The 19,627-nt window shown below is 44.6% G+C and carries 15 protein-coding genes; 8 read left to right on the forward strand and 7 right to left on the reverse strand.

Annotated elements, in window-relative coordinates; genetic code table 11:
- Positions 1-14: 14 nt before the first annotated feature.
- Positions 15-1,547, reverse strand: coding sequence for a DEAD/DEAH box helicase (locus AA0Y26_RS17525; protein WP_413363330.1), 1,533 nt, complete (start codon positions 1,545-1,547; stop codon positions 15-17).
- 296 nt (positions 1,548-1,843) lie between these two features.
- Positions 1,844-3,277 (reverse strand): hypothetical protein, encoded by a 1,434-nt coding sequence (locus AA0Y26_RS17530; protein ID WP_413363331.1) that lies wholly within the window; start codon positions 3,275-3,277, stop codon positions 1,844-1,846.
- Between the two features lie 386 nt (positions 3,278-3,663).
- Between AA0Y26_RS17530 and AA0Y26_RS17535 the strand changes: the two genes are divergently transcribed.
- A complete protein-coding gene (locus AA0Y26_RS17535) occupies positions 3,664-4,197 on the forward strand; it encodes a hypothetical protein (protein ID WP_413363332.1) in 534 nt (177 codons plus the stop codon).
- Between the two features lie 140 nt (positions 4,198-4,337).
- Here AA0Y26_RS17535 and hutI read toward each other — a convergent pair whose 3' ends face one another.
- Genes hutI through AA0Y26_RS17550 form a run of 3 tightly spaced genes read right to left on the reverse strand, consistent with a single transcriptional unit; the run spans position 4,338 to position 8,635 of the window.
- A complete protein-coding gene (gene hutI, locus AA0Y26_RS17540; RefSeq protein ID WP_413368281.1) occupies positions 4,338-5,624 on the reverse strand; it encodes an imidazolonepropionase in 1,287 nt (428 codons plus the stop codon).
- A complete protein-coding gene (hutU, locus tag AA0Y26_RS17545; protein ID WP_413363333.1) occupies positions 5,624-7,285 on the reverse strand; it encodes a urocanate hydratase in 1,662 nt (553 codons plus the stop codon). The genes hutI and hutU overlap by 1 nt, the downstream gene beginning before the upstream one ends.
- Before the next feature lie 15 nt (positions 7,286-7,300).
- Positions 7,301-8,635, reverse strand: coding sequence for a YjiH family protein (locus AA0Y26_RS17550; protein ID WP_413368283.1), 1,335 nt, complete (start codon positions 8,633-8,635; stop codon positions 7,301-7,303).
- Positions 8,636-8,797: 162 nt separating this feature from the next.
- Here AA0Y26_RS17550 and AA0Y26_RS17555 point away from each other — a divergent pair, with 162 nt between their 5' ends.
- Positions 8,798-10,249: a helix-turn-helix domain-containing protein gene (locus AA0Y26_RS17555; protein WP_413363334.1), complete on the forward strand. Its 1,452-nt coding sequence runs from the start codon at positions 8,798-8,800 to the stop codon at positions 10,247-10,249.
- A gap of 198 nt (positions 10,250-10,447) precedes the next feature.
- On the opposite strand, the gene AA0Y26_RS17560 is transcribed toward AA0Y26_RS17555, so the two are convergent.
- A complete protein-coding gene (locus tag AA0Y26_RS17560) occupies positions 10,448-11,284 on the reverse strand; it encodes a uroporphyrinogen-III synthase (RefSeq protein ID WP_413363335.1) in 837 nt (278 codons plus the stop codon).
- A 318-nt stretch (positions 11,285-11,602) separates the two neighbouring features.
- Between AA0Y26_RS17560 and nirB the strand changes: the two genes are divergently transcribed.
- The 6 genes from nirB (at position 11,603) to AA0Y26_RS17590 (ending at position 18,011) form a co-directional block, all read left to right on the forward strand.
- The gene (gene nirB / locus AA0Y26_RS17565) at positions 11,603-14,026 is read left to right on the forward strand and encodes a nitrite reductase large subunit NirB (RefSeq protein ID WP_413363336.1); all 2,424 of its coding nucleotides are present in this window, start codon (positions 11,603-11,605) and stop codon (positions 14,024-14,026) included.
- A 21-nt stretch (positions 14,027-14,047) separates the two neighbouring features.
- The gene (gene nirD / locus AA0Y26_RS17570; RefSeq protein ID WP_413363337.1) at positions 14,048-14,395 is read left to right on the forward strand and encodes a nitrite reductase small subunit NirD; all 348 of its coding nucleotides are present in this window, start codon (positions 14,048-14,050) and stop codon (positions 14,393-14,395) included.
- Between the two features lie 133 nt (positions 14,396-14,528).
- Positions 14,529-15,374 carry a formate/nitrite transporter family protein gene (locus AA0Y26_RS17575; protein WP_413363338.1) on the forward strand — a complete coding sequence of 282 codons (846 nt, stop codon included), beginning with the start codon at positions 14,529-14,531 and terminating at the stop codon, positions 15,372-15,374.
- Between the two features lie 5 nt (positions 15,375-15,379).
- A complete protein-coding gene (gene cobA, locus AA0Y26_RS17580) occupies positions 15,380-16,156 on the forward strand; it encodes a uroporphyrinogen-III C-methyltransferase (RefSeq protein ID WP_413363339.1) in 777 nt (258 codons plus the stop codon).
- 1 nt (position 16,157) lies between these two features.
- Positions 16,158-16,913 (forward strand): sirohydrochlorin chelatase, encoded by a 756-nt coding sequence (locus AA0Y26_RS17585; RefSeq protein WP_413363340.1) that lies wholly within the window; start codon positions 16,158-16,160, stop codon positions 16,911-16,913.
- 369 nt (positions 16,914-17,282) lie between these two features.
- Entirely contained in the window at positions 17,283-18,011 is a 729-nt protein-coding gene (locus tag AA0Y26_RS17590) for a DUF5694 domain-containing protein (RefSeq protein WP_413363341.1), read from the forward strand.
- Positions 18,012-18,089: 78 nt separating this feature from the next.
- On the opposite strand, the gene AA0Y26_RS17595 is transcribed toward AA0Y26_RS17590, so the two are convergent.
- Positions 18,090-19,616 (reverse strand): tripartite tricarboxylate transporter permease, encoded by a 1,527-nt coding sequence (locus AA0Y26_RS17595; protein WP_413363342.1) that lies wholly within the window; start codon positions 19,614-19,616, stop codon positions 18,090-18,092.
- Positions 19,617-19,627 lie beyond the last annotated feature (11 nt).

Raw genomic sequence — 19,627 nt, forward strand, 5'->3', positions numbered from 1 at the left:
GCGCTTCCTCCTCTTTAGATTGATTCCTTATAGCCGGCTAGGATATCATCCAGCTCACCGACCACCTTTTCAAATACATCAATCTTTTCATATAGCAGATCTAAAATATGCTGCTCGATTGTATCCTGGACAGCCAGATTGTAAATGTGCACATCATGCTCTTGACCGAGACGATGCACACGCCCAATCCGCTGCTCCAGCTTCATCGGATTCCACGGCAGATCATAGTTGATGACATGGTGGCAAAACTGAAGGTTAATCCCCTCACCGCCGGACTCAGTCGCAATAAGTACCTGTGCCTTATCCCTGAATAGCTGCTTCATCCAGTCCCGCTTGCTTTTGCTGAACTTCCCATTGAAGGGCACACTTGTTATCCCCTTTGTCCCTAAATACCATTGCAAATACGTCTGGCTGGCCCGGTATTCTGTGAAAATGATGACTTTATCATCTGCCTGCGAGATAATCTCATACACTTTTTCCGCTTTTGAGTTAACCTCCATCTCCATCAGCTTCTCCACCAAAGCCTCTACGTACGTAATTTCTTCCTCACTCGTGCACTTAGACATCATATAGTTCAGTGTCATACAAGCCGCTTCCTTACTACTGCAAATCTCTTTTTGCAGTGTAATCATTGAAAAACTGCCTGAAAAAACTGAGGATATATCCTTTAAGCCAGATAGCAGTTTATATGCTTCCTGCTCTTCTTTCGTAAACTGGATTTGGATGTTCTGTACCTTTCGATTCGTCCATTCTACACCCGTATCCTGTCTTCTGTTACGAACCATTACCTGGTTCACCAGCTCTTTCAAATACTCCTCATGCTCGACCGTCCGCTTGCTGGCTGAGAAAGAAGTCTGGAACGCTTCAAAGTTTCCTAAATGACCAGGCTTCAATAATGAAATTAAATAAAACAGCTCAAATACATCATTTTGAATGGGTGTAGCCGTCAGCAGTAAACAAAACTTTTTCTTTAATGTCTGTACAAATTCATATGCCTTTGTTTTATGATTTTTCAGCTTATGTGCCTCGTCAATAATAATCATGTCATAATCCTGCTCATAAATGAGCTCCCGATGCGGACTTTTCTTTGCCGTATCCATGCTCATCACCATGATTTCTGATTGATCGATCCCGTATTTTTTCTTATAGGCAATTGCCGGGATGAAAAACTTATGATTCAGCTCCTCTACCCATTGATTGATCAAGGAAGCCGGAGCCAAAATGAGTACTTTCTTTACCAAACCGCGGATCATGTATTCCTTCAGCACAAGCCCCGCTTCGATTGTTTTCCCAAGCCCTACCTCGTCTGCCAGGATCGCTTTGCCGTTCATCCTCTCGATCACCGTTTCTGCAGCCTCCAGCTGATGGGCAAGCGGCGTGAAGTGCGGCAAGTATTTTGGTGCTTGAAGACCGGTAAAGTCAGTAATCAGGTTATTTTTCGCCATGTCATAGCTCATATTATAAAGAGCCCATTTATCCCAAGGCCCGTTATCTTCCAAACGCTTTAAAAATTCTGCCTTCCAATCTGACGACCTTTCGATATACATAAACACACCTCGCGGCTACTATTTTTACATAGGGTGCCCGAAATCGAGAGGTGTATGAGAATATATATTGTTTTGTAGGATGTATTATTTGGCAATGTTTTTCTGGCGTTATCGTTTTGCGAAATCAACAGGATGGATAGACTGGAAATGGGTACATAAATTATTGAAAATAAATCTTTTAAAGAAAGGATATCATTAGAGCCATTTATATAAAAAGTACCTGACTCTTACGCGAATCAGGTACTCCAGCTATTCTTATATTAAGTAGACTTAATGGTTCGATTATAAATTTCAAATTAGAACGCCGCTAGCTGCTCATCTGTTAAATTTTGTGCTCCCATATATTGGACTTTTGGTGCACCATCAATATATTTAACAACTGCATAGCGCTGCACATTCGGCTTTACCCAGTTGCGGGCTTCATCCGGCCAGTTAGAAATACCATCTGCCAGCATCTCCTCCGCTGTCATTACCGGAGTTGTCATTGCTGAATATTCCATATAGTTGAACTCATCATCGACAAATGTCACATAGTATACATCATCAAATACCTTATACACATCTTGGTATTCACGATTAATGTCATCACTGAAAATACCTTGCGGGTACGCATAGAACTTGCCTAACTCATATGTAATCAGCGATTGTGAAATCATATCTCTTCTAGGGAAGAAGTTATTTTCCATATCCAATTCCACACCGAATGTCTCTCTGTACTTCTCTTTTACCGTATCCCCGTCAAAGGTCATTTCCAAATCATTTGGCGTTTCATTTTCAATATTGTTGGCTTGGATAACATGCATAACCAGCCCTTCTGCATGGTCCTGCTTGTCGAGATTAATGCTCAGTATATCACTAAATTCGGATAAAGCCTGTAACACTTCTTCCTTTTTCTTTGTCTCTTTTGTTTCTTCGTTGTCAACGAAATGGTTTACACTCGGCGCAAGTTCCGCCAATACTTTTCCAACATAGGTAGCTGGACTTGCATAGTTGAAACCATATGCTTTCGCCCCCGCGTTGCTAATAATGATCGGGCGTTCCTCCCCTACATACGGCGCAAATGCTGCTTCATATGCGGCTTGATCTGTTTCTACATCATTCAGCATGTAAACAAGCGCTCCATCGCTATTCGTTATATAACCCGACACGACCAATTCCGTTTCAGAGCTATTTGGATCCTTCGCATAAATCCATTCTCTATTGTCCGCCAACCCTTCATTCGTCTGATGTGAGAACATTTTTATGTACGTCCTGCCATCCTTGCCTTCCACTAAGGAAACACTCATATCACATGCAGAGCATTCCATTTTTTCAATCTCTCCCGAAAAAGATAACATAGCACTTTCTCCATCAGGATTAACTGTCCAAACTTCGTGTACATAATTATCGACATTCCGATGACCATATGTAGAAAGAGGGTAGTTGCTTCCTTTCATTAAAGCGTATACTTCTTCTACACCGTCATTATCAAAATCGACTAGTTCTGCATGCACAACTCCTATTTCATATTCATTTTCCTCATATGTGCGGCTATCATATGTATACCCCAATGTTTCTACTGCTTCCGATAATTTTTCATATAGCTGTCTTTCAGCAGTTTGCTTTTCCTGATTGTTTTCGGTTGCTTCAGACTGTTCGCCGGCAGCTACCTTCTCAGGTTCCTTATCCTTCCCATCAGAGCAACCGACAAGCAGTGCTATTATCACCCATGCAAGCCAATATTTTTTCATACGAAATCCCCAACTTCCCAAAGCAATAGCCCAAGACTATTTCTTCATCAAATTTTTAACATATCTAACTTTATACCAATTATTACAAATTGTAATTAATATTTTTTTGATATGGTAAACATCCATCTGTTCCGATACTATTCTACTTTTCACTTTTTCCTATTCAAAGGAATCGAAAAAAGGGATATATTGATTTCTCAAAAGACTTAAGCTTAGTGCAGGGGCTTCGCATTTTAAAGATCCACCTATAAAAATTGAATTTTTTCTATGTACGGAGAAGAATCGGCAGACGATTGGCTATATTATTCATTTACATTCAAATGATTGATTCATGACAAGCACGAAAGCGGAGCATACTAGCAAAAAACTAAACCGAGGTACAGACTATGATCAAACATGCTCCGCTGACCTTCCTGACAGTTTTGCTGCTCCTTTTCGAAAGCAGCCATGCAGCTGCTAATGAGAAAGTGCCTCCTTTTGAAAAGTTTTTTATTGAAATCGGCTATAAAACAATCGAGGAGGCACGAGAAGATGCTGAACGGCACTTTAAACAGGAACTTAAACTGCCGATGCAGGTGCCACCGATCAGCTTCACCCACTTTTTTGGCCGATTCAATGATTTAGAAGACGACATTAATGATTCGTTCGAAGCTCTATTAATCCATGAGACCTCTACCGAGCATCGTTACAAAATTGAAGTGAGACCGCTTGCGCATAAAATTCCTATTTCCGATAAATATGTGCTGGAGAAATTTATATTAAAGGATGAAGAGGAAGCGGTTTACATGGGGATTTCAGGAATTCATGCACTCGTATTCGAGAAAGAAGGCTGGCAGTATATGCTGAGCGTCGACAAGCGGATTTCAGGCAAAGTCCCGCCAGATGTTTTAGTGGACATAGCTGACTCCATCGAATATTGAACTGATATACTGCTTTTGCACTTTCCCTACTTGGGCCTTCTATCGACAATGGGTCCCTGTCTTCATAAAAATACTCGAACGGCTTTATTCCGTTCGAGCATCTAAATCTATCGCTATTAATTTTTCTTTCCCTCTTTATATCACGTAGTCCCAGACGTACATAATAATCCGCCTGCAACGACCACTTCCCCGGCCTTCACGACCGTATCTGTATGGTTCATTCCGTAAAAATATTGCAGCTGTTTATAATTCGGCACATCTAATATAAGAAGATCTGCCTTTTTTCCTGTCTCGATTGTTCCGATTTCATCGCCGCGGTTAATTGCATAGGCCGCATTGATCGTCGTAGCACAAAGTACTTCCTCCATCGTCATCCCCATATTCATGCATGCCAGGTTTTGAATGAACGGCAGGCTGATTGTCGGGGATGAGCCCGGGTTGAAGTCTGTTGAGATGGCAACCGGCACACCGCGGTCAATCATGAGTCTCCCACGTGCAAACGGCGCTCGTAAAAAGAAAGCCGTTCCCGGAAGAAGGACAGCAATCGTACCCGCTTCTGCCATTTTTTCAATACCTGTATCGGATGCAACAAGAAGGTGTTCTGCTGAAATGGCTTCCACTTCCGCCGCAAGCTCCGCTCCCTCATAAGGTTCGATTTCATCAGCGTGGATTTTTGGCGTCAGCCCGCAGCGTTTTCCGGCTTCTAAAATTCTTCGGGACTGGTCAGGTGTGAAAACACCCTTTTCACAAAATACATCATTGAACTCAGCAAGCCCCAATTCTGCAACTTTAGGCAGCATTTCTTCAATCACAATATCAACAAAGGCATCTTCATTTCCCTTATATTCCTTAGGCACCGCATGGGCTCCCATAAATGTCGAGACGACATCAACAGGATGTGTTTCCTGCAGCTTTTTCGCCACTTCCAACTGTTTTTTCTCCGTTTCCCAATCAAGCCCGTAACCTGATTTCGCCTCTACTGTCGTTACACCGTATTGCAGGAACCGATCCAAATGCTTGCTTGTTTTTTCATATAGCGACTCAAAGCTTGCTTCCCTTGTTTTTGTCGTTGTGTAATGAATACCGCCGCCAGCATTCATGATTTCCATATATGTTTTTCCAGCCAATCGCATATTCAGCTCATGTTCACGGGTACCTCCATGCACGAGGTGGGTATGACAGTCAATAAGACCCGGCATGACAATCTTGCCCGCTGCATCAATCTTCCTTGCCTTTTTCACCTTTTCGCCGTATTGCTCTTCAAGCGCCGCTAATGGCCCGACTGCTGCAATACGGTCGCCCTCGACTAATACACTGGCATTTTCGATTACGCCAAGATTGCTCATGGCACCACGTGTGCGAGGCCCTTTCGTATCACTTTGTAATGTCAGCACTTCATTTGCATTTTGAATAAGTAGCATATCCATCATCCTTCCAGCATCGGCATATGCACGCCTTTTTCCTTTGCTGTCTTAATTGCAAGTTCGTAGCCGGCGTCTGCGTGGCGAACGACGCCCATTCCTGGATCTGATACGAGTACACGGTTGATTTTTTCAGCAGCCATCTCTGTACCATCTGCCACCAATACTTGGCCCGCATGCTGGGAGTAGCCCATGCCTACTCCGCCTCCGTGATGAATGCTCACCCAGCTGGCACCGCCAGCCGTATTAACAAGAGCATTAAGCAGCGGCCAATCGGATACTGCATCCGAACCGTCCTTCATGCTTTCGGTCTCACGGTTAGGAGAAGCAACCGAACCCGAATCCAGATGATCTCGCCCAAATACGATTGGAGCTTTTAATTCCCCTTTTGCTACCATTTCATTCACACGCAGCGCAAAACGATGACGATCCCCATAGCCCAGCCAGCAAATTCGTGCAGGCAGTCCCTGCCATTTCACCATTTTCTGTGCCATCTCAATCCAGTTAACAAGGCCTTCATCATCAGCAAACATTTCCTTTGCCAGCGCGTCTGTTTTATAGATGTCCTCCGGATCACCCGATAATGCCGCCCAGCGGAATGGCCCCTTTCCTTCGCAGAACAGCGGGCGGATGTAAGCTGGGACAAAGCCAGGGAAATCAAAGGCATTTTCGACACCCATTTCCTTTGCATAAGCGCGGATATTATTGCCGTAATCGAATGTTTCCGCTCCTGCTTCCTGGAATTCAAGCATTGTACGTACGTGCTCTGCCATCGCTTCCTTTGCTTTTTGCTCATATGTTTTCGGATCCTTCGAACGCAGTGCCAATGCTTCCTCAAGCGTCATGCCGTTTGGAACATAGCCATTGATCGGATCATGCGCACTCGTCTGGTCTGTCACTAAATCAGGAATGATGCCGCGGTTCAACAGCTCACGGTTGACATCCGCACAGTTTCCTACAAGCCCGATAGAAGCAGGCTCTTTCGCCGTTGTTAGTTTATTAACGAGCTCGATTGCTTCATCCACGGTCTCAACAAGATAGTCACAGTACCCTTCTTTTATTTTCCGCTCAATGCGTGCACGGTCTACCTCGACGACGAGAATAACAGCCCCCGCCATTTTTCCTGCTAGCGGCTGGGCACCGCTCATACCGCCCATTCCGCCTGTAAGGATAAATTTGCCGCGCAGGTCAGCAGAACCGAACTTTTTCTTACCGGCTTCCACAAAGCTTAAATATGTCCCTTGCAATATCCCCTGTGCCCCAATATAAATCCAGCTGCCAGCCGTCATCTGCCCGTACATCATCAAATTGCGCTCTTCCAGCTCATAGAAGTGATCCCAATTCGCCCATGCAGGAACAAGGTTTGAGTTTGCAATAAGTACACGTGGTGCATGCTCGTGTGTTTTAAAGACAGCAACCGGCTTTCCGGACTGTACGAGCATCGTCTCATCATTTTCAAGTTTCTTTAACGTCTCAATCATTTTATCAAAGCTTTCCCAGTTACGGGCTGCACGCCCGATACCGCCGTAAACAACTAGTTCGTCTGGATTTTCCGCTACCTCCGGATCCAGATTATTCATCAGCATGCGCATCGCTGCCTCCTGCGTCCAACCTTTACAAGTCAGCTCAGACCCTCTCGGTGCGCGAATTGTACGTGTTTGTAACATAAACGATCTCTCCCTTTAAAATAGTATAAATGCAATAGGTGTCACTAAAATCAATGTCAAAACGACACGCTCGAACCAAATGATGATCATCTGACGCAATGTAATCGGAATATCTGTCGACAAGATCAGCGGAATAACCGCGGATAAAAACAGAACAGATGAAATCGATACAACAGCGACAATAAACTTCGTCACTAACATCGCTTCCGTCACGACCAATGCAGGCAGAAATACTTCAGCAATCGAAACCGCCAGCGCCTTAGCTGTCAGCATTGGCTCCGGCAATTGAAGTAAATATGTGAATGGAGCGAAAATATACGCTACCCAATCAAAAACAGGCGTATACGTTACTAAAACCAAGCCCAGTAACCCGATTGATAGAATAGAAGGAATAAGTGCCATCGTCATGAACATACCGTCTCTTAAGTTCACCCATAGGTTCTTTCCAAGCGAAGGTGTCTTTTCAACCGCTTCCTTGGCTTCTACCCATGCCGTCTTTAACCGGTCCTTCGTGATGACCTTTTCCGGCTGCGGGGTCACGCCTTCCATATAGTCGTCCTTCATCGTACGTAAAGGATATATTCTGGCAGTAATGGCCGTGACGATGAATGTAACGACAAGCGATACCCAAAAGAATAAATTCCAATATTCCATAATACCGAGCGTCTTCGCAATAATGACCATGAACGTCGCAGATACCGTAGAGAAGCCTGTTGCAATAATTGCTGCTTCCTTCGCTGTATATCTGCCCTCATTGTAGAGGCGGTTCGTCAGTACAAGACCAACTGAATAACTTCCGACAAATGACGCCACAGCATCTACAGCTGAGCGGCCCGGCGTTTTAAATACCGGCTTCATAATCGGCTGTGTTAATGCCCCGATGAATTCTAAAAGGCCGTAGCTGACAAGCAGTGCTAAAAACAGCGAACCGATTGGAATAAGCACCCCAAGTGGCTTAATGAGCTTATCCATTAAATATGGCCCGATATCTGGATTCATGAGCCATGCGGGACCAAAACCGAAAATCAGCATCACTCCTGCCGCCAATCCAAAAACTTTAAATACTGACAGGATGACATTCACCTTTGAAACCTTCCACTTACCCGTGATAAATGGATGAGCCGTACCAGCGATTAATCCAATGAAAATATACACCGTTACAATTGTCGGGAAGGTTGTTTGCACCCATGTTACGATGTGGTCAATCAGGATTGTGCTTTTCCCACCCCATTCAAACGAAACAAAAAAGCTGAATATACCGATAACACTACAGATCAGCATTTTGGCAATGACTTTTATATCTTGCTTCTCTTTTGGTGCATGCGATATTTCCTGCGGAACATTTGCCATCATTATCCCCCCTTGTGTGTTTTCATTGTAAACGCTTTAAGTTTTCAGAATAAATGGAATAATTAACGTATTTATCGTATTATTTTATTTACAGATGCTTTTTATCATATGAAAATAGCAATTATTTTAGATATAGAAATTTTATGAGGATGATAGTAAACAATGGAGATATTATTTTTAGAGAGAGATATAGAAGAAATTAATGGGATCAAATGGTATTTAAACAATTATGCAGCAAAGCAATTAACGATGCGTGAGGCACATTCTGCATCTGAAGCCGTAACCATCCTGCAGCAGGAGCAAATTCATGTTGTCATTGCCAATATGGCGTTGATTACACCTACAGTTAAACAGTTACTGCTATCAAAGCCGGTGATCATCATTGCGGTAACAGCTCAGCCGATTTTTCAGCATGCTCAGCTTGCCATCGAGCTGCAGGCAGTCCAATTATTTACAAAGCCGGTTGCATTGGAATCTTTAAAAGCAATCCTTTTATCCATTCGCCCAAAGAAGGAAACGATTCCCCCCTCTTCTGTACTGCCGGAAACTGATGTATATTTGTCCCTCTACTTAAATGATCCGAAAATTATCAACCGGTCACAGCAGCAGTTTTTTCTGGTGGAACCGGCGAAATTCGAGGAAAACCTTACACTCTACCGATGGCTTTCCCAGTCCTTTTTACTCGAGGAATTTACACTTGTTCCATTGCATAAACGAATTATTTGCGTGGCCCACACGGACTCTTTAGATGCAGTAAAAAAACACTGCCAGCTGCTGATGCAGGAATGGCAGACACGGTATAGCGGCATGTTGAATATTTCTATTTATGATGGAGAATCAGCGGCACTGCGCCATATGTATGAGGAAACAAAACGCGCACTCAATCAGCGTTTTTATAAAGGCTATAATCAAATTTTCTTCAGCTCCGAGCAAATCGACATCTCACACCTTGATCCCTTGTTATCTCCAGAACAACAGCAGTTCTGGATCAAGGCACTGGAGGATCAAAACATACCAGATATTAAATCATTCTTTTATACGTTAACACTGCCTGATGTCCATTACCACCAGGATGACGTACGCATTCATCTGACAAGCGTGCTCGCGCAAATCCGGCGATATATGCTGAAATATCATCTCCAGCAGCACGCACGGCTTGAATCACAATATAGAAAGCTGTTCCATATCATTTTGGAAAATCCCATTCTGTACGAAATTCTCCAGGAAATGATTTTCTTTATCCAGGCACTGATGCAATCCGTCCAAAGCGCCAAACAGCATACATTTGCCGACCTATCCGAGCTTGCGGTCGATTACATCCAGCTTCACTATGCGGACCCGGATGTATCATTGACAACTGTCGCTGAGCATCTCGGTATTAGCAGTACGTATTTAAGCGCTCATTTTTCTAAAAAGCAGGGTGTCCCCTTCAAGAAATATGTGCAGCAATACCGCCTGCAGCACGCTGAAAAACTTCTGCGGGAAACAAACTTCCCCATTACGGAAGTTGCTGCACTTGCTGGCTTTTCCGACGCCAACTATTTCATTAAACTGTTCAAGCAGGCTCATCATCAGACGCCTTATCGGTACCGTCAGCGGGTGCAGAAAACATAATAGGTAACTAGGCCTTTACTCCTGCTGCTGCAATCAGGTATCAAGCAGCCAAGTGACATGCCCCAAACCAAAAAAGAGGGGTGATGTGGACAACCACATTACCCCATGCTAAATTAATTCCGTTATATATGTGATGCAGGAAAACCCTGGCCTGTTCCGGTCAATAAGGCCGCCCCGCTTAAGTAAGCAAGCCTCCTTTTAAGGCTTTTGCACTTCCGCCGTATTCCTATGCTCATCATAATATTTTGCTAGAGTCATTAAAGCACTGCCCATTCGTTCGTTTTCAGGAATGATGATGCGTGCCACTCCTTCTTCCCGTAAAGCTTGGGCCGTTACTTTACCCACGGACAAGGCTATTACGTTTGTCTCAAACGCAGCAACCAGCGAATCTTTTACCCCTTGTTCTTTTGCATAGGCGAACAGGAAGCGTGCTTGCGGGGTGCTTGTAAAACTTACAGCGTCCACCTGTCCCGCCAGTATGTCTTGAAGAAGCTGCTTCAACACTTCTGTTTCCGGCGGAATGTGTTTGTACGGCAGAATTTCATGAAATGCAGCTTCCTGCTTCTGCAGCCACTCGACAAGCAGCGGGGCAGGGTCGCCGTGAAGCTGAAGCGCCACGCGGGCATTTTTCAGATCATGAGCGGTTAAAGCCTGCACTAACCCTGCTGTACTGCCGTCGGTATCACGCACTTCGGCCGTTAAATCAAGCTTTTTCAGCATATTGACTGTTTTATATCCGCGAGCGGCGATTTTCACATTTCGTAAAGCTGCAAGAAAGGCTTCTTCCGCTCCCATCTTCCGGGAAATTTTCACAAGCGTCTCCAGCCCTACCCCGGTTGTGAGGATGACCCAGTCGAAATATCCTTCCATCACTTTTGTAATCCCGGCCTCTATATCTGCTGTATCACTGAGGAAAACAGTTCCTTGTGCAGGCCGGAGAACCGGTTCCCCGCCTAGATTTTTCACAATCGCGCTTTGTTCTTCTACTTTTCTCGAAGCAACAATAGCAATGCGCTTGCCTTCTAACTTTTTCATAAACTAGCCCCTTTCCCTGTATATTTACATTTTCATTATCCACTAAATTCGATAATTTTCAAATTCATAGTAATAGCAACAGCACATCACGTAACTTTTTCTAACATAAATCCAGAACCTCCAGAACCCTTGTTAAATCTATATTGGAAGTGTTTTCATACAAGAAGAACCATCATTACTTTAATAAAAATCTGATTATTTTCACTTTACAGAAATTTTATATGTGATAAAATCTAACATGTAAAACAGCAAACAAATTCATCATGAATTTACCGGTCTATTATTGTCACTTTTTATAACTCTAAGGGGGAATACTTTATGGCGAAAAGCAAACTGGTTCTTATTGGAAATGGTATGGCAGGCGTGAGAACGATTGAAGAAATCCTAAAACTTTCAAGCGATTCCTTCGATATCACGATATTCGGTACAGAACCGCACCCAAATTACAATCGGATTCTTTTATCAAAAGTGCTGCAAGGCGATACGAATATAGAGGATATCACCTTAAATGATTGGGACTGGTACGAAAGCAATAACATCACCCTTCACTCCGGGGAGACAGTTGTCAAGGTAGATCCCGGACGAAAAGTGGTAATGACGGATACAGGAAGAATCGAACCGTATGACGAGCTCATTTTCGCCACTGGTTCCTTACCGTTTATTCTCCCGGTAAAGGGAGCTGATCTTAATGGAGTGATTGCATTCAGGGATATTAAAGATACCCACACCATGATAGAGGCTTCGAAAACATATAAAAAAGCGACAGTTATAGGCGGAGGCCTGCTCGGGCTGGAGGCTGCACGCGGCCTGCTGGATCTAGGAATGGACGTGACCGTCATTCACATAGGCTCGTTTTTAATGGAACGCCAGCTCGATCAGACGGCCGGCAAGCTGTTGGAGAAGGAGCTATCCCAGCAGGGTGTAAAATTTTTATTGGAAAAACATACGAAGGAAATTCTCGGTGGAGAGCGTGTAAAAGGGATTACGTTTACAGACGGTACACAATTAGAGACGGATTTGGTCGTCATGGCCGCCGGTATCAGACCGAACTGTCTATTGGCCCGGGAGGCAGGAATTGCCGTCAACCGAGGAATTGTTGTCGATGACTACTTACAAACGAGCTCACCAAATATCTATGCAGTCGGAGAATGTGCGGAACATAACGGCATCGCCTACGGATTGGTAGCTCCTTTATTCGAACAAGGCAAAGTATTGGCGAAACAATTATGTCATGGTGCCACGGATCCTTACAAAGGCTCCATCCTATCTACGCAATTGAAGGTATCCGGGGTGGAAGTGTTTTCAGCGGGAGATTTCATCGAGGGCGATGGCAAAAAGGCGATTAAAGTGTTCGACGAGCAAGACGGGGTGTACAAAAAAATGGTACTGCGCGAAAACCGCCTGGTAGGTGCCGTCCTCTACGGTGACAGCAGCGATGGAAGCCGGCTGTTTTCCATGATTACCAAACAGGAGGATATCGGGGGCACAACGAAAGTATCAATTTTACAATCGGGTGCCGATACAGGTGAAAGTTTAGTAGCAGACATGGCGGCCGATGAAATTATTTGCGGCTGCAACGGCGTCTCAAAGGGAGCGGTTGTGCAGGCGATTCACGAGAAAGGCTGCACGACAGTCGACGGGATAAAAGCCTGCACAAGTGCTTCCCGTTCCTGCGGGGGCTGTAAACCGCTCGTTGCTGAATTGCTGCAGCATACACTCGGCGCCGAATTCGATGCAGCAGCTGTAAAAGAAACGATTTGCGGCTGTACGACACTTTCCAGAGATGAAGTGATTGCCGAAATCCGCGAAAAGAAACTCATGCATACCCGTGAAGTGATGCATGTTTTAGGATGGAAAACAAGTGATGGCTGTTCAAAATGCAGAACGGCATTGAATTACTATATCGGGATGGTCCACCCTCTTGAATATCAGGATGAAGCGCAGTCACGCTTTGTCAACGAGCGCCTTCACGCAAATATACAGAAAAATGGTACATTCTCCGTTGTCCCAAGAATGTATGGCGGTGTGACCAACCCGGAACAACTGCGGAAAATAGCGGATGTCGCAGATAAATACAACGTACAATTACTGAAGGTGACGGGCGGCCAGCGGATTGATATGTTCGGGATCGAAAAAGAAGACTTGCCAAAGGTATGGGCGGAACTCGATATGCCATCCGGCTATGCATACGGCAAGACGCTCCGTACAGTCAAGACCTGTGTCGGTGAAAGCTTCTGCCGTTTCGGCACGCAGGATTCCATCGGTCTAGGGATTGCGTTAGAGAAAAAACTGGAACGTGTAGCAACCCCTCATAAATTTAAAATGGCGGTCTCCGCCTGTCCCCGCAACTGTGCCGAGTCGGGGATTAAAGATTTTGGGATTGTCGGCGTAGATGGCGGATGGGAACTGTACGTCGGCGGGAACGGCGGTACACACCTTCGGGCCGCAGATCTATTGTGCAAAGTCAAAACAAGCGACGAAGTCATCGAATATGCCAGCGCTTATTTCCAGTACTACCGCGAAACGGGTGTATACCTTGAAAGAACATCGGTATGGGTAGAGCGTCTCGGCCTCGATACAATCAGGACAGTACTTGAGGATAAAAGGCAACGCGATGAGCTGAATGAGCGTCTGGACGAAGCTATATCTGTCCAAAAGGAGCCATGGAGCCATATTGTGAACAATGAAAGAATAGTAACCGAGCTTTATAAGAAGGTTACGGTTCCTGTATCGACAAACTAAACCAGCTCGGAGGAAACCTTTATGGAAAAAACATTGAATCGGATTAAAGTGCTATCGATGAATGAACTGCCAAGAGACTTCGGAAAAACAGTCCAGATCGGGTCCCTTGAAATTGCGGTATTTCATTTACTGAACGGGGAGATTCGTGCTATCGAAAACCGGTGTCCACATAAAGGCGGTGTGCTCGTGGAAGGGATTGTAAGCGGCCAGTACGTTTTCTGCCCAATGCATGACTGGAAAATCGATGTGACAAGCGGAAAAGTACAGGAACCGGACCATGGATGCGTCAAAACATTTCAAATAGAAGTCGAAGCCGATGATGTATATATTATTTTGCCAAATAACTCACATTACCGCGCTCATTCATGAGTAAATGCGGTGTATTCGAAAAAGCCAACTGCCGCTTGTTCTTGCAGGTCGTGATAGCCGAGGCTCCTGAACCAGCATTTACTCAAATAAAAGGAGTCTCGGGAGAATAAGAGGAACGAATGGGGAGATGTTGATGTCATATGTAAAGCCAGGTCAAGTTGTACAAAATATGATTCAAGCAGGGGCCGATAAAGCACAGCTTCCTGTTCATGATTTATTAATAAGGGGTGGTTTAGCGGGGGCGCTTCTCGGCTTTGGCACCACTTTAGCATTCACTGCAGAAATGCAGACCCAGCTTGGCATTATAGGCGCACTTTTCTTTCCTGCCTGTTTTGTCATCATTACACTTCTTGGGCTGGAGCTTGTCACAGGAAACTTCATTTTGCTTCCGCTCGCTGTATTCGAAAAGAAAGCGACCGTAAAGCAAATGATGCAAAACTGGTTTTGGGTAATTACCGGCCACCTGCTCGGCGCCGCCCTGTATGCTGTTTTATACGTTATTTCCGCTACACATTTAGGAACGATTTCAGGGCTGGCCGTGACGGATAAAATCATCGCAGTGGCCGAGGCGAAAACGTTGGCTTATTCAGTGCTCGGTTCCTCCGGTTTGCTCGTCGTCTTCGTAAAAGCGCTATTGTGCAACTGGATGGTAACGCTCGGCGTCGTCATGGCCATGACCTCCCAATCGACCATCGGCAAGATTGCAGCAATGTGGCTGCCGATTTTCATGTTTTTCGCTCAAGGATTTGAGCATGCTGTCGTCAATATGTTTGTCATCCCTGCAGGCATGCTGCTCGGTGCGGATGTTTCCACTGCCGATTGGCTGCTGTGGAATCAGGTACCGGTGCTGTTTGGCAATCTTGTCGGAGGCTTTGTATTTACAGGCTTTGCCTTATATATAACGTACGCTCGAACTGAAAAGAAGGACCTTGTGCTAGAAAGAAATTACCAGATCAAAAAAGTAAGCCAAGGAGGATGAGTAGAATGGGGAAAGTCTATATCGTAGGAGCAGGTCCTGGAGATGTTGAACTCATTACAGTAAAAGGCCTCAAATGTATACAAAAAGCGGATGTGATACTATACGACCGTCTAGTAAACAATGACCTTCTCCATTATGCAAAGCCCGATGCCGAATTAATAAATTGCGGAAAGCTGCCCGATTACCATTTAATGCAGCAGGAAACCATTCATAAATTTCTCGTTAACTATGCGAAAAAGGGAAAAATCGTTACCCGGTTAAAAGGCGGTGATCCATTCGTATTCGGGCGCGGCGGTGAAGAGGCAGAAGCCTGCCGGCAAGCAGGGGTGCCTTTTGAAATAATTCCCGGGATCACAGCCGGTATCGCAGCCCCCGCCTACGCAGGCATACCGGTTACCCACCGTCATCACAGCTCCTCCTTTGCTCTCATAACAGGGCATCGGAAAGAAGGCGGCGAGGACAATATCCAATGGGAGGCGCTTGCCAAAGGAATCGATACTCTGGCCATTTATATGGGCGTGAAGAATCTCCCATATATTAGACGGCAGCTGCTGCTGCACGGAAAAGACTCGGATACCCCGGCAGCACTTATCCACTGCGGAACATTAGCCTCTCAAAAAACGGTCGTTGGTACGCTCGAAACTATTGCAGAAATAGCGGAACGTGAGCAAATCATCAATCCAAGTATGATTGTCATTGGAGATGTGGTGAAATTACATCACAAGGTAAGCTGGTTTGAACCCACCATCGACACAGCACTGCTTGCGAAGGGAGCCTTTTAAAATGGAGGCTATCTTATATATATGCCATGGAAGCCGCATTCCGCGTGCATGCGAAGAAGCTATCTCCTTCGTTCGGAGCTTTATGAAGGGTCGCTCTGAAACTATTCAAGAATACGGCTTTTTGGAATTAGCCGAACCGACAATTGAAACTGCATATCAGCGATGTGTTGAGCAAGGGGCAACATCCATAACAGCAATTCCCCTGCTGCTTTTAACCGCTGTCCATGCGAAAAAAGATATCCCTGGGGCTTTACTGGCATTACAAAGACATTACCCTAATGTAACGCTGCAATACGGACAGCCTATTGGTGTTCATCCAAGCATGGTGGAAATGATAGCGGAAAGGATTGTAAAAACAGATCAGCCTATCACAAAGAACTCACTCATTTTATTAGTCGGCCGAGGCTCCACTGACCAGGATGTGAAACGGGATCTACAGGAAATCGGACGTCGGCTTAGCAATCGGTTTCATGGCATTCGAGTAGAGGATTGCTATTTAACAGCCGCCGAACCAAGCTTTCAGGAGATGATCGACCACCCCCTTCTACTACATGAGGCAGATACAGTATTTATCATGCCGTACTTGCTGTTTTCGGGGATATTGATGGATGGAATCAAAACCACGGTCAAATCGGCAGCGGCTATATCCAAGCGCAAGTATGTGCTGTGCAACTACCTCGGCTATGATCCAAAAATCGAAGCTGTTTTAACTGAAAGAATTGATGAACGAAAGGCGTTTTCTTTTTCTGCATACTAAAAAATATAAGTGCCAAGCACGTTTGTTTAGCAATAAGCAACTTGTGCTTGGCACTTTTTTCTCTTCAACGCTTGATAGTTTGTAGAGTTGTTCTCCTGTGTTCTATCGGCAGCATGGGGAAAGTGACGCAAGCTTCCCCTTAAAGCGTGCCGCCCTTTCCTTTCCGATTTCATAGCAGCTGCTGGTAACAGCGCATTCGGTACATGGATACTTCGCTTCCAGGAAATAAAATAAAAATCAGTTACCTAATCCTTTCTTCATATATAGCCAGGCTCGCCCTCGATAATATTAATTCCATTTATATACATTAATGGTTTACTACTGTATAATCATATACATCATACTTCACGTCACCAAGGGGGAAAACAAATGACTATAGAAATTATGTTATTAGGCACGATGCATATAGCTTTGGATAATAAAGCTGATGTTATCTATCTATCGGATGAGGATAAAACGATTTATAGTGAACAAGATTTTGAACAATTTGTTCATCTATTGGCCGATTATCATCCGGACCAACTATTCGTGGAAATCCCTGCTACCTATCAAAGCAGCCTCGACACATTATACCAGCACTACCTACAAGGGAAGCACACACTCCAATATAACGAAACAGAGCAAATCGCCTTTCGACTCGCTAAAAAGCTGCATCATGAGAAACTATGGGCTGTCGATTGGAATGAATCCCTTCCTCACATCCCTGATATAGATGACTTATCTTCTGATGCAGGATTCCATCGTATTATGGAAAAGGCGGATGCCCAAATGCAGTTTTTATCTACTGCAATGAAAGAAAAGAGCATCATTGAAATCTTTCAACTCCTGAACAGCGAGACGCAGATTAAAAAGGACCATGATATCTACGTGGACCTTATGATGCTGAACGATGCAAATGCCTTTGAATGGGTAGCGAATTACTGGTACTACCGCAATTTGAAAATGGCTCAGAACATTCGAAGAAGTTTAAAGGAGACATCTGCAAAAGTGTTAGTTTTATGCGGTGTAGCCCACAACTATTTATTGAAGCAATTCCTGAGCGAGGTGCCTGGTTATACGGTTGTTAACTTCGGGGAGATTGGTGTACGGAGCGTATAAAATGATCACCCTTATTCTTATCACACAAAAAAGAAAGTCACCCGGCAATCGGAGACTTTCTTTTCCTCATAAGCATTCTTAGCCTTCTTCGTTAATAATTACGTTCTTCCCGCGCAGCTTTAAGATTAAAGGAACTAAAATCCATAAAATAGCGGCTGCTAAAAATACTAACGATAACGGCTTTGTGACGAAAATATTGAAATCGCCGTTTGAAATCGTTAAGGCACGGCGCATATTATTTTCAATCATCGGTCCCAATACTAGCGCAAGGACAAGCGGTGCTACCGGGAAATCATTTTTCGCAAAATAGTAGCCCAGCACGCCGCATGCCAAGAGCAGCAGCAAATCAAACGTTGTATATTGAACGGCGTAAACACCAAAAATCGAAATTGCGATAATAATCGGCAATAAATACTTTTTCGGTGTTTCAATGATTTTAGCAAAAATACGTACAAGCGGCATATTCAGCACAAGCAGCATTAAGTTCCCTAGAAACATACTCGCAATTAACCCCCAAGCTACTTGCGGATGCTCTTCGAAAAGAAGAGGGCCTGGCTGGATATTGTACATAATAAATGCACCCATTAAAATGGCTGTAGTACCGGAGCCGGGAATACCTAATGTTAAAAGGGGGATCATCGCACCGCCGGAAGCTGCATTGTTTGCGGATTCCGGAGAAGCTACTCCTGCAATATTCCCCTTCCCGAATGATTCTGGATTTTTACTAATTTTCTTTTCCGTAATGTAGGCAAAGAATGAGGCAAGTGTGGCACCTGCACCTGGTAAAACACCTAGGAAAAAGCCGAGAAGCGAACCCCGTCCAATCGGTGCAGCACTATCCTTTAAATCCTGTTTTGTTGGCAGGATTCGCTTGATTTTCGCGATCGGCTCATCATTGCCATCCTTTTCGAAAATCGTTTTGAACACTTCTCCCAGTGCAAATAACCCTACCGCAACTGTTAAAAATTCTATCCCGCTATACAGAACAGGCTGATCATATGTAAAACGAGAAATACCCGATACCGCGTCAATTCCGATTGTTCCTAATAATAAACCTAAAACTGTCATAATAAGTGCTTTTGTAATTGATTTACCAGCAAGCCCGCTCACCGCTGCCAACCCTAGAAGCATCAGTGAAAAATACTCTGCCGGTCCAAAGTTAATCGCTACTTTAGATAGTGGCCTTGCTAATAAGACCAGTCCGATTAATGCAACAATTCCGGCAACGAACGAACCAATCGCGGCAATTGCTAATGCCGAACCCGCACGCCCCTGCCTTGCCATTTGATATCCATCAAGCGTTGTCACTACGGATGAGGATTCCCCTGGTGTGTTCAATAAAATAGATGTTGTAGAGCCGCCATACATAGCCCCATAGTAAACCCCTGCAAGTAAAATAATGGAGCTTGTGGCGGCCATCTCCATCGGCAGTCCGGATGTTAGTGTCGCTGTCACCGGAATGAGCAGGGCTACACCGCTCATCGGACCGATACCCGGCAAGACACCAACCGCTGTACCAATAATGACACCTAAAAGAGCGAACAAAATATTATGCCATTGAAATGCAATCGCAAAGCCGTCCATTAAATATTGTACTGTTCCCATACCTTCTCCTC

The sequence above is a fragment of the Lysinibacillus canaveralius genome (assembly GCF_047301505.1).
GTDB lineage: Bacteria > Bacillota > Bacilli > Bacillales_A > Planococcaceae > Lysinibacillus_B.

What these genes read in the sequence shown, in the direction of transcription:
- hutI (WP_413368281.1), bottom strand. Translation starts at nt 5,624, where the DNA reads ATGGATATGCTACTTATTCAAAATGCAAATGAAGTGCTGACATTACAA.
- AA0Y26_RS17595 (WP_413363342.1), bottom strand. Translation starts at nt 19,616, where the DNA reads ATGGGAACAGTACAATATTTAATGGACGGCTTTGCGATTGCATTTCAA.
- AA0Y26_RS17585 (WP_413363340.1), top strand. Translation starts at nt 16,158, where the DNA reads ATGGAGGCTATCTTATATATATGCCATGGAAGCCGCATTCCGCGTGCA.
- nirD (WP_413363337.1), top strand. Translation starts at nt 14,048, where the DNA reads ATGGAAAAAACATTGAATCGGATTAAAGTGCTATCGATGAATGAACTG.
- AA0Y26_RS17535 (WP_413363332.1), top strand. Translation starts at nt 3,664, where the DNA reads ATGATCAAACATGCTCCGCTGACCTTCCTGACAGTTTTGCTGCTCCTT.
- hutU (WP_413363333.1), bottom strand. Translation starts at nt 7,285, where the DNA reads ATGTTACAAACACGTACAATTCGCGCACCGAGAGGGTCTGAGCTGACT.
- AA0Y26_RS17560 (WP_413363335.1), bottom strand. Translation starts at nt 11,284, where the DNA reads ATGAAAAAGTTAGAAGGCAAGCGCATTGCTATTGTTGCTTCGAGAAAA.
- AA0Y26_RS17525 (WP_413363330.1), bottom strand. Translation starts at nt 1,547, where the DNA reads ATGTATATCGAAAGGTCGTCAGATTGGAAGGCAGAATTTTTAAAGCGT.
- nirB (WP_413363336.1), top strand. Translation starts at nt 11,603, where the DNA reads ATGGCGAAAAGCAAACTGGTTCTTATTGGAAATGGTATGGCAGGCGTG.
- AA0Y26_RS17530 (WP_413363331.1), bottom strand. Translation starts at nt 3,277, where the DNA reads ATGAAAAAATATTGGCTTGCATGGGTGATAATAGCACTGCTTGTCGGT.
- AA0Y26_RS17575 (WP_413363338.1), top strand. Translation starts at nt 14,529, where the DNA reads ATGTCATATGTAAAGCCAGGTCAAGTTGTACAAAATATGATTCAAGCA.
- cobA (WP_413363339.1), top strand. Translation starts at nt 15,380, where the DNA reads ATGGGGAAAGTCTATATCGTAGGAGCAGGTCCTGGAGATGTTGAACTC.
- AA0Y26_RS17550 (WP_413368283.1), bottom strand. Translation starts at nt 8,635, where the DNA reads ATGGCAAATGTTCCGCAGGAAATATCGCATGCACCAAAAGAGAAGCAA.
- AA0Y26_RS17555 (WP_413363334.1), top strand. Translation starts at nt 8,798, where the DNA reads ATGGAGATATTATTTTTAGAGAGAGATATAGAAGAAATTAATGGGATC.
- AA0Y26_RS17590 (WP_413363341.1), top strand. Translation starts at nt 17,283, where the DNA reads ATGACTATAGAAATTATGTTATTAGGCACGATGCATATAGCTTTGGAT.